The sequence below is a fragment of the Archangium gephyra genome (genome assembly GCF_042230915.1).
Taxonomy (GTDB): domain Bacteria; phylum Myxococcota; class Myxococcia; order Myxococcales; family Myxococcaceae; genus Archangium; species Archangium gephyra_B.
This window is the reverse complement of record NZ_CP102578.1, coordinates 7184877-7198236: the sequence shown is the minus strand read 5'-3', so window position 1 is coordinate 7198236 and position 13360 is coordinate 7184877. Positions and strand designations below refer to the sequence as shown.

General features: G+C 70.2%; 10 protein-coding genes. 6 read left to right on the top strand and 4 right to left on the bottom strand.

The annotated features are described in order from the left end of the window. Nucleotides 1–38 precede the first annotated feature (38 nt). The 3 genes from NR798_RS28160 to NR798_RS28150 all read right to left on the bottom strand — a co-directional run bounded on the left by NR798_RS28160 (nt 39) and on the right by NR798_RS28150 (nt 4830). Nucleotides 39–3656 (bottom strand): Dyp-type peroxidase, encoded by a 3618-nt coding sequence (locus NR798_RS28160; RefSeq protein ID WP_375765600.1) that lies wholly within the window; start codon nt 3654–3656, stop codon nt 39–41. A gap of 71 nt (nt 3657–3727) precedes the next feature. Next, a complete protein-coding gene (locus NR798_RS28155) occupies nt 3728–4489 on the bottom strand; it encodes an FKBP-type peptidyl-prolyl cis-trans isomerase (protein ID WP_375765599.1) in 762 nt (253 codons plus the stop codon). A gap of 140 nt (nt 4490–4629) precedes the next feature. Continuing rightward, complete coding sequence (locus NR798_RS28150) at nt 4630–4830, bottom strand: hypothetical protein (RefSeq protein ID WP_375765598.1); 201 nt, start codon at nt 4828–4830, stop codon at nt 4630–4632. 359 nt (nt 4831–5189) lie between these two features. Between NR798_RS28150 and NR798_RS28145 the strand changes: the two genes are divergently transcribed. The 6 genes from NR798_RS28145 to yvcK all read left to right on the top strand — a co-directional run bounded on the left by NR798_RS28145 (nt 5190) and on the right by yvcK (nt 11936). Further along, on the top strand, nt 5190–5831 hold the full coding sequence (locus NR798_RS28145; protein ID WP_375765597.1) for a polysaccharide biosynthesis/export family protein: 642 nt from the start codon (nt 5190–5192) through the stop codon (nt 5829–5831). Between the two features lie 58 nt (nt 5832–5889). Continuing rightward, nucleotides 5890–7044, top strand: a complete 1155-nt coding sequence (locus NR798_RS28140) for a hypothetical protein (protein ID WP_375765596.1) — start codon at nt 5890–5892, stop codon at nt 7042–7044. A 27-nt stretch (nt 7045–7071) separates the two neighbouring features. Next, nucleotides 7072–8493 carry a GumC family protein gene (locus tag NR798_RS28135; RefSeq protein WP_375765595.1) on the top strand — a complete coding sequence of 474 codons (1422 nt, stop codon included), beginning with the start codon at nt 7072–7074 and terminating at the stop codon, nt 8491–8493. A 40-nt stretch (nt 8494–8533) separates the two neighbouring features. Beyond that, entirely contained in the window at nt 8534–9271 is a 738-nt protein-coding gene (locus NR798_RS28130; protein ID WP_375765594.1) for a CpsD/CapB family tyrosine-protein kinase, read from the top strand. Between the two features lie 106 nt (nt 9272–9377). Then, nucleotides 9378–10763, top strand: coding sequence for a sugar transferase (locus NR798_RS28125; protein ID WP_375765593.1), 1386 nt, complete (start codon nt 9378–9380; stop codon nt 10761–10763). Between the two features lie 90 nt (nt 10764–10853). Next, nucleotides 10854–11936, top strand: a complete 1083-nt coding sequence (gene yvcK / locus NR798_RS28120) for a uridine diphosphate-N-acetylglucosamine-binding protein YvcK (RefSeq protein WP_375765592.1) — start codon at nt 10854–10856, stop codon at nt 11934–11936. A gap of 3 nt (nt 11937–11939) precedes the next feature. On the opposite strand, the gene NR798_RS28115 is transcribed toward yvcK, so the two are convergent. Then, nucleotides 11940–13355, bottom strand: coding sequence for an FAD-dependent oxidoreductase (locus NR798_RS28115; RefSeq protein WP_375765591.1), 1416 nt, complete (start codon nt 13353–13355; stop codon nt 11940–11942). Nucleotides 13356–13360: the final 5 nt, after the last annotated feature.

Below are 13360 nucleotides of genomic sequence, written 5' to 3'. Positions count from 1 at the left end.
ACTGCTTCTTCGGAGCGGCCCCCGGGCCGTGAAGTGCTTCAGCGCCGCTTGCCGCGGCCCCCGGGTCCGAGGCGTCCTTGTGGCGGGCGCTCCGGCACGAAGTAGGGCCGGCGCCGGTGCTGCGCATGGTGGGCCGGGAACATCGCGGAGAAGAACTCCGTCCACCCGCCCGTGCGCACGCGCACCAGCTCGTAGCGCTCCGGCTGTACCGCCGCCGCGGCGTAGGTGTCCGGATCCGCCATCGTCAGCGTGATGAGGTTGGAGCCCACGTTCCCCGCGGCGTACTGGCGGATGAACTCCTCCAGGTCTTCCTGGGGGAAGTTCTCGCGCACGTTCAGGTCCACCGGCGCCGCGTTGGAGAGCTTCAGGTTGATGGCGTCCTGGTTCCAGCTCTTCATCCCCGTGTAGATGGGGCGGTTGGTGCCGGCCACGGGGTTCTTCGCCGTGGGATCCTGGGCGATGGGCGGCAGATCCTCCGGCACCGGCGTGGGGCTGAAGTCCGAGGGGAAGGCCTGCATGTTGCGCCGCCCATTCGGCGAGGCTCCGCTGGAGAGCGCGTCGCCCACGTAGGCCTCGAAGGTGCCCACGCCCACCTGGAGCGTCAGCTCCCATGGCGCGCCCCGCACCGAATACTTCTTCTTCAGATTCTGGAGGGTGGTGGCCAGCATCGGCGGCGGCGAGTCCAGCGTCTCCCGGGCCAGCGTGGTGATGCGCTCCACCAGCCAGCGCCCGATCGCGTCCACCTCCGGGTTCCCCATGCCGAACTTCGGCAGCTCCAAGGCCCGGGCGCGGAGCTGCTGGAAGCGCTTCGCCCGCTCGTCCGAGCGCAGCTTGCCCGCGAGCTGGCTCTGGAAGGGCTCCTCCATGCCAAAGCCCCAGTCGTTGTGCAGCGCCTCCACCAGCTCCGGCAGCGTGGCCACGGCCGTCTCCGGGTCGAAGACCAGCTTCTGGATGGCGTAGAGCGAGTCGATCGTCGTCGACATCGCCAGGTACATGGGCGCGATGAGGTGGTAGCGCGCGCCGCCGTTGGACAGATCCCTCCCCGTCTCCACACAGCCGTCGATCAGCGGAGAGAGCAGCGGGCTGGGGCAGTAGTTCCACAGCGCCCCGTAGTTGTTCAACACGCTGGTGAAGAACTGCACCGTCAGGTAGCGCAGGTGCTCGAGGTACAGCGTCTGCAGCTGCTCGAAGCTGGTGATCTCCGCGGCGTGCGGCGAGCGGAAGCTGACCTTCCAGCCGCGCAGGTACACGGGCCCGGCCTGGTTGAAGCGTGCCCCCTGGTTGAGCGCCAGCTCCAGCGCGTCCAGGGTGATGATGTTGCTGAAGGCGAACTCGCACTGGCCGGCGATCATCGGCTCGTAGCAGCCGTCACAGACGTAGTCCCGCGCCGCCGATAGCGGCAGCCGCGAGAAGCCCGACAGCGCCTCCACCATCCGGTCCTCCTGGAAGAGGATGGGGTGCGAGCCACCGCTGCGCAGCGCGCGCGCCGCCTCCTCGAGGATGTCCTCGCCGATGCCCGGGTACACCCGCAGAGACAGCACCGGGGCGTTGAGCGGCAGCCGGCGCGCCGAGCGCAGGCACAGCAGGGTCAGCCGGTTGGCCCCCGGCTTGGGCTTCGCGTCCTCCGTCGGGAGGTACCCGCCCACCGTCACCTGCTGCACCCACTGGTTGATGCCATCTCCCTGCGGGAAGTTGCCTCCGGCGTAGGACACCGACGTCGTCCCGTAGGTGACGTGGTCCGTGGCGTTCTGCCGGTTGTGCAGCGCCTTCTCGCCCAGCTTGACCCACAGCGCGTCGAGCACCTCCTGGGCCTCGGCCTCCTTCTTGGGATCGAAGAAGGGCGCCAGGAGCTGATCCAACCGGCCGATGGACACCGGCTCGCCCACCAGGTGCAGGCAGCAGTGGAGGTTGAAGAGGCACTGGGCCGCCTCCACGAAGGTGTCGGGCTTGTCCGTGGCCAGCTTGCGCATGCGCCTGGCCAGCGCCAGCAGGTTCTCCCGCGCCTGCGGGTGGGTGGAGGAGTCCCCGGCCATGCGCTCGGCCAGCAGCGCGTAGTTGCGGCAGTAGCCCTGGACGCCCTCCAGCGACAGGATGGCCGACTGGAAGAAGGCGCGCTGGTCGTCCGTGCCCGCCTTCTTCTCGCGCTTGCGCAAGTCCTTCAGCAGCGCCTCCAGCCCCTGCGCCAGCACCTTCTGGTGGTTGGGCACCACGTGCCCCATGGAGGACGTCTCGTCCAGCAACGCCAGGAAGCCCGCCAGCCGCTCCTCGTCGTTCAGGTAGGGCATGACCTCCTTGCCCCGGCCGAGCGACAGCTCTGGCATCACCCCGACGAGCACATCCTCCGGATCGATCCGGAACAGGTCCGCCCGCCACGCCCACGTGTCGCGCCGGAGCGGGTACTCGGTGGTCGTCCAGACGCGCGTCAGCATGCGCTGGATGGACAGGCCCCGGCGCACCGCCACGGAGGCCTTCAGGTAATGCCGCTCGCCCTTGTCGAGGAACTCGGAGAGGGGCGGCACCCGGGGGGTGTCCAGGCGGCGGTACCACTTGCTGCGCCAGCGCCCGAACACCTTCCCCAGCAACCCGAGGATGCGCTGGGACGGAGGATCCCCGAGCACGTACTGGCCCGTCCCCATCACGTTCAGGTAGTCCGCCGAGTTGTAGAACATCAGCCCGTTGGCGCTGCGCACCTTCCACAGGGGCGCGGGCTCGAAGTCGGAGGGCTCCAGTCCTTCGTCCACCCCCAGCTCCGCCGCGGAGGGCACGTAGAAGTAGCCGCCGGAGACCGCGTTGATGACCCCCAGCAGCTTGTCCGAGTCCCCCGAGGCCCCGCCCACCATCCGCCCCAGCATCGTCTCGAAGACGTGCGTGTTCCGGGCGAAACCAACGAAATAGATGCCCTTCTCGCGTCCACCGCCGCTGGGCGCATGGCCGAAGGGCAGCGCCTGGCGCACCAGCTCGCGGTTGGAGTGATCCTCCGCCAGCACGCGCACCCGCTTGATATGGCTGCGGATGTCCTGGTCGGGGATGAGGACGGCCTGGTCGTCCCGGCCAATGACGTTCTGCTGCGCGTTGACGCTCATGTCGCTGAACGCCGTCCACGCGACCTCGAACTTCTGCGCCAGCACCCAGCAGCTCCCGGGCGAGCTGTCCGTGCCCGTCTGGAGGATGTTCTCCACCACGGCCGCGGGGTCGCTCGGGCTGGTGATGCCGTCGACGAAGTGCTGGTCGAGGATCTTCCGGTCCGGAGGCATCGCCGCACGGGTCTGCTCGTGGCGCGACAGCAAGGGCCCCAGCGACTTCTCGACCGACTGCCGGAGCGCGTCGACACCGGCCTCGGAATCCGCCTTGAGGTACAGCCACACGTCTCCGCCCGAGTCGCGGAAGTGCGAGCTGGTGGCCAGCACAGAGCCCGGGGAAGGGGCACCTGGAGGGATGCGGCCCGACCACTGGCCCCACAGCGTCCCCTGGACCGCCGCGACGATCCGGCGGCGGCCGGAGCGGCCATCCGCGCTCGCGACGAGCTGCTTCAAGGCCAGGAGCACGGGTTCGCTGGCGTGCGGTTCCTTCAGCCAGCCGGTGATGAACAAGCCATGCGTCGGGGTGAACATCAGCCCGGGCTGGGCGGACCGCAGGACGGACTCAACGGCTGCCATGGTGTGCCCCCTCATCGAGCAAAGCGTGGCAGCCTAGACGACCCAAGGGGGTGAAGATACCTGGGGGCGGCCTACTCGGTGGGCTGCGCGGGCTTCACGTCGAGCAGCTCCACCTCGAACACGAGCGCCGCGCCACCGGGAATGACCGGCGTGCCGCGGTCGCCGTAGGCGAGGTCGGACGGGCACACCAGCCGGGCCCTGCCGCCCACCCTCATCTTCTGCACACCCTCGGTCCAGCACTTGATGACGCCGCTGAGCGGGAAATCGGTCGGCTCGCCACGCTTGAACGAGCTGTCGAACTCCTTCCCGTCCGTCAGCATGCCCCGGTAGTTCACCGTCACGGCGTCGGTGGGCCCCGGCTGCGCGCCCGTGCCCTGGGTGATGGACGTGTAGATGAGGCCCGACTCGGTGCGCTCCGCCCCCGGCTCCTTGGCGGCCGCCTCCAGGTAGACCCGGGCCTTCTCCTTCTCCTTCTCCGCCCCCGCCGTGGCACGGGTCCGCGCCAGGTCCGCCAGTTGGGGCCCGTAGACCTGGAGGTCCACCGCGGGCTCCTTGCCCGTCAGATGCGCCGTCAGGCCCGCCTTCACGTACTCCAGCTCCTCGGGCGTCATGTCGAAGGTCTGGAGCTGCCGGCCCACCGCGAGCCCGAGCGCATAGAACTTCTTCTCATCCTCCGTCTGGGGCGCCTCCACGGCCACGGCCGGGCCCTGGGACGGCGCTTCCGCCTTGGCTGGCACTTCCGCGGGCAGCTTCTGCGCCGCCTGCTGCGACGCACAGCCCCCGAGGGTGAACAGCATCACGGCCGCACCGGCCCACGACATCCGCGAGTTCATTCGGCTCCTCTCGCCCGGGCTCTACCGCTCCCGGCGCTGCCGTGGGCGTAGCGCGTTCCTCCCAGTCACGCCAGACCGCAACCACCGGGTGCCCGAGGAGGGAGGCGGGGAAGCAGGCTCTCCGCCCCCCCGTAGCTTTTTCAGGCCTCCTTGGCGATGCCCGCCGCCGGCACCGCCTCCTTGTTGCCGCTCAGCAGGGAGCTGCCCGCGAACAGGCCCGCGCCCACCAGGGCCAGCGAGGCCGCCTCCGCATAGGTGCCCAGCACCGAGCCGAGCAGCGTCATCATTCCCGCGCCCACCGTGAACATCCCCAGCACCGCCCCCGCCGCCGCCTTGCGCATAGCCGCCGTCCGCTCCTCGCTCGCCCGGGCCCTGCCCGCGCCCGGGTTCCTCCCAAGAGGGTTTCAAGCGGCGTGCCACGCTTTCCTCCGAGGGAATGGGAAAAACCCTGGTCCGGCATGGGAAGCGCGGTTCCCATCCTGAGGGCCCCCGTGTGCGTGATCCGGGCCCGCCCCCCGGGGTGATGCCGGAATTTTTTCCCGGACATCCCACCCTCTTCCCCAGGGGTGTAGCGCGTAACCCATGACGATCCGGGGACTTTGCCCGTCCGAGGGCGTTGGCACACCCGCTGCTAATGCCTTCCGCGAACATGTGGTCCCTGTCCTTTCTGCGGGCCGGGGACTTTGGGGAGAGGCGAGCGATGGGAAAGACGAGCGCGAGGTGGTGGGTGGTGCTGGGGTTGCTCCTCCTGTCGGGGTGCGCCCACCGGGCCCCGGCGCGGGTGGACAATTCGGACCAGCCGTACCGCATCGGCCGTGAGGACATCCTGGATGTGGCGGTGTGGCGTGATGCGGATCTCTCGCGCACGCTGCCGGTGCGGCCCGATGGGTTCATCTCCCTGCCCATGGTGGGCGAGGTGAAGGCCGAGGGGCGCACGCCCGAGGAGCTGGCCGCCGAGGTCCGCGAGGCCCTCAAGCCGTACGTGCAGGACCCCCGCGTCACGGTGATCGTCCGCGAGGTGAACAGCAGCCGCGTCTTCATCACTGGAGAGGTGACGCACCCCGGCGCCTACCCGCTGCGCGGCCGGGTGTCCATCCTCCAGGCCATTGCCCTGGCGGGCGGCTTCACCGACTTCGCGGATCGCGACGCCATCGTCGTGCTGCGCCGCTCGGGGGCGAAGAAGGCCGCCAACGCGGAGGGCTCGGCCACGGGCGGCTCCGGCAGCACGGAGGAGGCCTCGGAGGGCAACTACATCTCCGTGAGCTACCGCGACCTGGTGGAGGAGCCTGAGAAGTACGAGCCGCTCATGCTGCGGCCGGGCGACACCATCATCGTGCCGTAACGGGGACGAGGCACCGCGGGGCGTGGGTCTGGGTTGGCGTGTGGGGATGGAGGGTGCCGTGAGGGTTTCCTGGAAGAGATGGTTGGCGGCGGCGGCGGTCGTGGGGACCTCTCCGGCCGCGCTCGCGAGCACGGTGGTGGAGCCTCGGGCCCAGGTGTCGCTCGAGGAGCGCTACGACGATGACTTCCGGCTCAACGACGCCGGCGTGACGGGCGGTCAGCTCATGACCAAGGTCACGCCGCGGCTCGGGCTGGACATGAAGGATCCGACGCTGAAGCTGGAGAGCTACTACGCGGCGGACCTGCTGATGCGGCACGGCAGTGGCCGGCTGACGCTGGATCACCGCGGGGGCCTGTCGGCGCGCAAGCAGCTGTCGCGCCGCCTGCGGGTGGAGGTGTCCGGCAGCATCTACCGGGTGACGGATCCCGCCTCGCTGCCGCGTGACAGCGTGGCGCGCTCGACGGATCCGGTGCTCTACGGCCAGTCGCGGGTGTACGCGTCGGGGCGGCTGAGCCGGCAGGTGGACGTGGGGGCGGGCTACTCGTTCGAGGGCGTGCAGGTGCAGAGGGCGGGCAGCGACGCCGGCTTCGTGCACACGCCGTTCGCCGAGCTGTGGCTGCGCACCACGCGGCGGTTGTCGCTGGGGCTGGAGTACCGCTACCAGGGCTTCCTCTTCGGCGACAACTTCCAGCAGGCGCACGGCGTCTTCGGGGCCCTGCGCTTCCGGCTGTCGCGGCAGACGACCTTCACGGCGCGCGGCGGGCCGGTGTCCTTCAGCGCCGAGGATGGGACCGGGGGGCTGATTCCCCGGGTGAAGCTGGAGCTGCTGCACGAGGCGGGGCCGTTCGATCTGGGCCTCGTCGCGGGGCATGACCTGGTGGGAGCCAGTGGCTTCACCAACGCGCTGTGGGCGGACTACGCGGGCCTGGTGCTCAACCGGCACTTCAACGACCGGGTGTCCGTCTACGGGGTGGCCAGCTTCTTCCGCAATGGACGCGCGCCAGGGGAGGGGGCCTTCACCTGGGACGGTGGTGCGCGGGTGGCCCAGGGCTACGCGCTGGGCGCGGGGCTCGAGTTCAAGATCAACAGGTATGTGTCGATGCAGACGGCCGTGGATCGCATCGCGCAGGTGGGCGTGGACGAGGAACTGGCGGCGGGAATGAACCTGACCCGGAACGTCGCGGCGGTCCGGCTGCACATGAAGGCTTGGTGACACGTGGAGCGAGGAGGAGGAGCGCACATGGAGCGTGGGATGACGGCAGACCAGGTGCTCAAGGCACTGTGGCGCCGGAAGGTGCTGGTCGGGGCCATCGTGCTGGGAGTTTTCGCGGTGGGAGCCGCCATCGTGTTGAGCCAGCCGAGCGTGTACGAGGCGACGGCGGTGGTGCGCGTGCAGCACCAGCGCCCCGGAGAGGAGATGGTGCAGCGCACCGTCAGTGAGCTGGTGGAGCAGCGGCTGCTCACCGTGCGCCAGGAGCTGATGGCGCGGCCGGTCCTCCAGAAGGCCATCGAGGAGATGAACCTCTACCCGGAGATCGTCTCCGAGAAGGGCATGGAGGCCGCCGTCAACCAGATGCGCAAGGATCTCACCGTGCGCGTGGAGGGGGAGAGCGCCTTCGAGCTGACGTACGCGAGCACGGATCCGAACGTGGCCGCGCAGGTGGCCAACCGGCTGCCGCAGCTCTTCGCCGAGCAGGCGCAGAAGTCGCGCCAGGAGCAGGCGGCGCGCGCCACCCAGCTCTTCGAGGACGAGGTGGTCGCGCTCTCCAAGAGCGTCACCGAGTGGGAGAAGAAGATCGCCCAGTTCAAGGTGGACCACCAGGGTGAGCTGCCCGAGCAGCTGGAGATGAACATGCGCGGCCTGGAGCGCGTGGGCGCGCTGCTGCAGACGAAGTCCGAGGAGCTGCGCGTGGCCGAGGCCCGCCGCTCCGACCTGGCGCGGGCCCGCAATGCCGCGGACAGCGAGGCCGGCCGTCTCGAGGCCGCCGAGCACACGCTCACCCAGGGCCTGGTGGCCGCCCGCTCCTCCTGGACGGCGGATCACCCCGAGGTGAAGCGCCTCACCCAGGAGCTCAGCACCATGCGTGAGCGCCGCAAGGACGCCGAGAGCCGCCAGTGGGCCGAGCGGCAGGAGCGCACCCGCGTGGCCGAGCTCATCGCCAACATCCAGAAGGAGATCGAGGGGCTGCACCAGCAGGCCAAGGAGTACCAGTCGCGCCTGGATCGCACCCCGCAGTGGGCCCACGCGCTGGGCGTGCTCAACCGGGACTACGAGATCGCCCGCACCAAGTACCAGAGCGTGGTGTCCCGCCGCGTGGAGGCGGAGCTGGCCCAGGAGCTCGAGGCCAAGAGCGCCGCGAGCCTCTTCAACACCATCTCCCCGGCCGGCGTGCCGGTGGCGGCGGCGAGGCCGGACCGGGTCAGCGGGCTGCTCATCTGCTTCCTGCTCGCCCTGGGCGTGGGCGTGCTCACCGGTGTGGTGATGGAGATGCGCGACGACACCATCCGCGACACCCAGGAGCTGCGCGAGCGCCTGCCTCTCCCCGTGCTCGCGGTGGTCCCGAACATGCAAGGCAAGGCGGAGAAGCGGGTGCTGATGCCCGCCACGGGGAACCGCAATGGAGTGGTGACGCCGTCCACGAACGACTCGCCGCTCAACTAGGAGACTTCGGGTGAACAACGCGGAATCCGGGAGGAATGGAATGGAGCAGCAAATGGAACGGGCGGGGAATTTCCTTCCCCGGGTGGATGACGCGGCGGGCTCGCCCAACGCGGTGGACAAGCGGGTGGTGTCGCTGACGGCACCGGCCTCGAGCGCTGCGGAGCAGTACCGCAGCCTCTACTACCGGCTGGAGCGGATGCGCGAGCTGCGTCCGCTCAAGGTGGTGGGCGTCACCTCGGCCATGCCCGGTGAGGGCAAGACGGTGACCACCGTCAACCTGGCCCTGGCGGCGGCCCGGGCCAATCCGGACCGGCGCATCCTCCTCATCGACGCGGACCTGCGCCGCGGCCAGGTGGCGGATGTGCTCGGCATCAAGGGCCGGCCCGGCCTGTCGGAGCTGCTGGGCGGGGAGTGCGAGGTGAGGGATCTGGTGCGCCGCTTCCACGCCACGCGCATGGCCGTCATCACCGCGGGCGGCACGCCCGAGGAGCCCACCCAGGCGCTGGCCAGCGGGAAGATGAAGCAGTTCCTCAAGGTGGTGCGCGAGCACTTCGACGAGGTCTACATGGACCTGCCGCCGACGCTGCCCTTCGCGGACTCGGCCATCCTGGGGCACCAGACGGACGGGCTGCTCATGGTGGTGCGCGCCAACGTCACCCCGGCCGGAGCGGTCAACCAGGCCGTGGAGCAGCTGGGTGGGGCGCCCATCCTGGGCTGCGTGTTGAACGGGGCGGAGATGAGCGACACCCCGTACATGAAGAACTACGTCCGGAAGTAGCGGACGGACGGCACCCGGCCGCGCGGGAGGAGGCGCGCGGCCGGGTGTCTCGAGGCGGCAAGGGCAGTACGTGGGGGGGACGGGCGAGGCGGTCGGAGGGAGATACGTGCTTCGGGTTTTCCATCATTACTTTTCATCCAGGAAGCTGACGCTCTTCATCATCGAGGGCGCCGCCATTGCTCTGGCGTGTCTGCTGGGGGCGGCGGCCTGCGCGAGGGTGCTGGCGCCGGCGAACACCCATCTACCGCTGTCCCAGACGATGCCGGGGCTGCTGCTGCTGGGGGCCACGTTCGTCCCCACGTTCCAGTTCTCGCTGTACCTGATGGATTTGTACAACCTGAGGGTGGCGGCGGAGGACCGGAGCCGGGGAGCGCGGCTGCTCAAGGCGGCGGGCGTCACGACGGCGGTGGTCGGGCTGTTGATGCTGGCGGTGCCGGCGGTGCTGCCGGTGCAGCTGCCGCCCGGGGCCCTGCTGGGCGGGGCCGTGGGGGCCCTGGTGGGGACGCTGCTGGTGCGCTCCTCGCTGCGCGCGGTGGTGGGAGTGCCCAGCCGCGTGCTCATCGTGGGGGATGGCCTCAAGGCGCGCTCGGTGGCCAACGCCATCGAGCAGGGCGGTGAGGACAGCTTCCAGGTGGTGGCGCTGGTGGATCCGCGGATGCCTCTGGCCAACGGCGCGGAGGCCGAGCAGGTGGACGTGACGGCCGAGCGGCTCGGCGCCGAGTTCGTGGTGCAGGCGGCGGACGACATGCGCGGGGCCAACTGGATGGAGGCGCTGCTGCGCTGCCGTCTGGCCGGGCGCCGGGTGTACGAGGCCGCCGGCTTCTGCGAGCGGGTGTTGCGCCGCTTCCCGGTGGCGCACCTGCGCACCAGTGACTTCGCCTTCGCGGACGAGCTGACGGTGTCGAGCACCCGGAAGTGGGCCAAGCGCATCTTCGACATCGCCGTGTCCTCGGCGCTGGTCCTGTGCGCCGCGCCCTTCCTGCTGCTGGTGGCGGTGGCCATCAAGCTGGACTCCAAGGGGCCGCTCTTCTACCGGCAGGAGCGCGTGGGCCTGAATGGCAAGACGTACTGGCTGTGGAAGTTCCGCAGCATGCGCACCGACGCGGAGAAGGACGGGGCGGTGTGGGCCCGGGCGAATGATGACCGTGTCACCCGGGTGGGCCGCTTCATCCGCAAGACGCGCATCGACGAGATTCCCCAGGTGTTCAACATCCTCACGGGGGACATGAGCTTCGTGGGCCCGCGGCCGGAGCGTCCGGTGTTCGTCGAGCAGCTCAAGCAGCAGATTCCCTTCTACGGGCTGCGTGAGGCGGTGAAGCCTGGCCTCACCGGGTGGGCGCAGATCCGCTACCCGTACGGGGCTTCGGTGGAGGACGCGCGCAACAAGCTGGAGTTCGACCTGTACTACGTGAAGAACGGCTCCCTGTTCCTGGACATGGGCATCATCTTCCACACCGTGCGGCACGTGTTGCTGGCGCGGGGTGCGCGGTAGGCGGTACGGGCCGGAAGTGGCTCGGGTGGGGTGACACCGCCGGGGGGCCCGGCGGTGGTGGGATGGGATGGGCGTTGGAGGGGATGGGACATGCTCGAGTCGTCGGAACTGCCTCTCGACGAGGCGTTGGAGTGGGATGCGCGCACGGGGCGCCGGACGGCCAACCGGAACGAGCTGATGCAGGCGCTCGACATCCGGCCGACGCGGATTGTCGCGATGGGGGGTGGCACGGGCCTTCCCATGGTGCTGCGCGGCCTGGCCCGGCGCGCGGATCCCAAGCTGGGAGACCCAGGGCTGGACATCACCGCCGTGGTCGCGATGAGCGATGACGGGGGGAGCTCCGGCCGGCTGCGGCGCACGCGGGGAACGCTGCCTCCCGGAGACGTGCGCAACTGCCTGGTGGCCCTGGCGGGGGGCAAGAGCAACAGCCCCCTGAGCGAGGTGTTCCAGTACCGCTTCGGAGGGAAGCGGGGGCTGGCGGGCCACGCGGTGGGCAACCTGCTGATCGCCGCGCTCGCCGAGCTCAAGGGTGACTTCCTCGAGGCGGTGCGCGTGTCCGGCGAGCTGCTGGGCGTGAAGGGCCGGGTGCTGCCCAGCACCACCTCGCCGGTGCAGCTGGTGGCGCAGATGGAGGACGCCACCGAGGTGGTGGGCGAGCGCAACATCAGCCGCGCCCATGGCCGCATCAGCAAGGTGCTGCTCAGCCCGCGCTCGCCGCCTCCGGTGGACGGGCTGATCGAGTCCATCCGCACCGCGGACCTCATCGCCATCGGGCCGGGCTCGCTCTACTCGAGCGTGATGCCGAACCTGCTGGTGGACGGGGTGGCCCAGGCGCTGTGCGAGACGCGGGCGCTGAAGGTGATGGTGGCCAACCTGATGACGCAGCCGGGCGAGACGGACGGCATGGACTGCCTGGACCACGTGCGCGCCGTCATCGACCACGTGGGCCCGGTGCTGGACGCGGTGCTCATCAACGGCGCCATGCCTTCCGACGAGGCCGCCAAACGCTACGCGCTCAAGGGCCAGTTCCCCGTCCGGGTGGATCGCCGTGCCCTCATCAGCGCGGGCGTGGTGCCGGTGGAGGCGGACCTCCTCAAGGAGGGCCCGCGCATCCGGCACGACAGCCGCAAGGTGGCGCGCTGCCTGCTGAAGATGGCGCGCACCGGGCTGTAGACGTCAGGCCGCCTGCACCTTGGCGGTGGCCGGAGCGAAGGGCGGCTCCGGCTTGCGCTCCAGCGCGGCGGTGGTGGGCTTGGAGGTGAGGGCCTTCAGGACCATGCGCGGGGAGAAGAGGGTCGTGGGGGACTCGACCATCTGCATCACCCGCACGAAGGTGCGCAGCGCCTCCTCGTCGTGGCCCACGAGCGACTGGATCCGGTCGGTGTACCAGCTCATCAGGCCGAACGCGGGGGGCCGCTGGCCCGCCACCTCGGGGAAGCGCAGGTCGCCGCTCGTCGCCATGGACCAGGGGGACTCCAGGAGCTGGCCCACCTGCTGGCGGTAGCGTGCAGCCAGCCCGCCCAGGCCCTGGCGCAGGCACTCGCCCAGGGCCCGGGCCTGCAACGCGCCCGTGGTCATGCCCTGGCCGTAGATGGGGTTGAAGGAGCAGAACGCATCTCCCACGGGCGCGAGCCCCTCGGGGAAGCGGGGCATGCGCTCGTAGTGGCGCCGCTGGTTGTGCGAGTAGCGGTAGACGTTGATGGGCCCGAGCGGCTCGGCGTGCTTCATCACCTCGTGGATGTGCGGCTGGATCAGCTCCCGCGTGAAGCCGATGTACCCGGCGTCATCCAGGGGCGGTTGCATGCCATGCCAGCCGGCGAGCAGCAGCAGCATCTGGTCGTTCTCGATGGGGGCGAGCACGGCCATCCGCCGCTCCGTGGGCAGCTTGGGGCCGATGCTCATCATCTTCCAGTCGGCGACGAGACCGGGGGGCCGCCGGAAGAGCCGGCTGGCGTAGACCACGTCGACCTGGATGTGCGTCTCCTCCACGCGGGGGTAGCCGAGGGCCTCCAGCCACTGGGGGGTGCGCGAGCCGCGGCCGCTGGCGTCCACCACGAGCCCGGCCTCGAGCGTCTCCTCCTGGCCGCCGCCGGGGACGCGCAGGTGGACACCCGTGACGCGGGCCTTGTCGGAGCTCGTCAGGAAGCCCGTCACCTCGCGGCCATCCAGGACGCGCACGTTGGGCAGGGCCTGGAGGCGCTGGCGGATGACCCACTCCAGCAGCGGCCGGCTCTGCGCGTAGAAGTGGAGACCGCAGGGGATGCGCGGGCGCCAGAAGCCGCCCATGAACCAGGCATGCTCCCCGGTGAAGTCGATGAAGTGGGAGCCGGCGGCCTTCAACTCCTCCCGGAAGCCGGGGAAGACCTCGCCCAGGACGTTCATGCCGGGCGTGAGCAGGCCGTGGACGTGTGCCCCCTGGGGAACGCCCTTGCGGAGCAGGGGTCCGTCCTCCAACCGGTCGCGCTCCACGAGGGTGACGCGCTCGAAGTGGCGGGACAGCACGCCCGCGGCGATCAGCCCGGCCGTGCTGCCACCGTAGACGACGGCGTGCGTGCCAGCGGGCGGGGAGGAGGGGGGGGGCGAAGTGCTCATGGGGA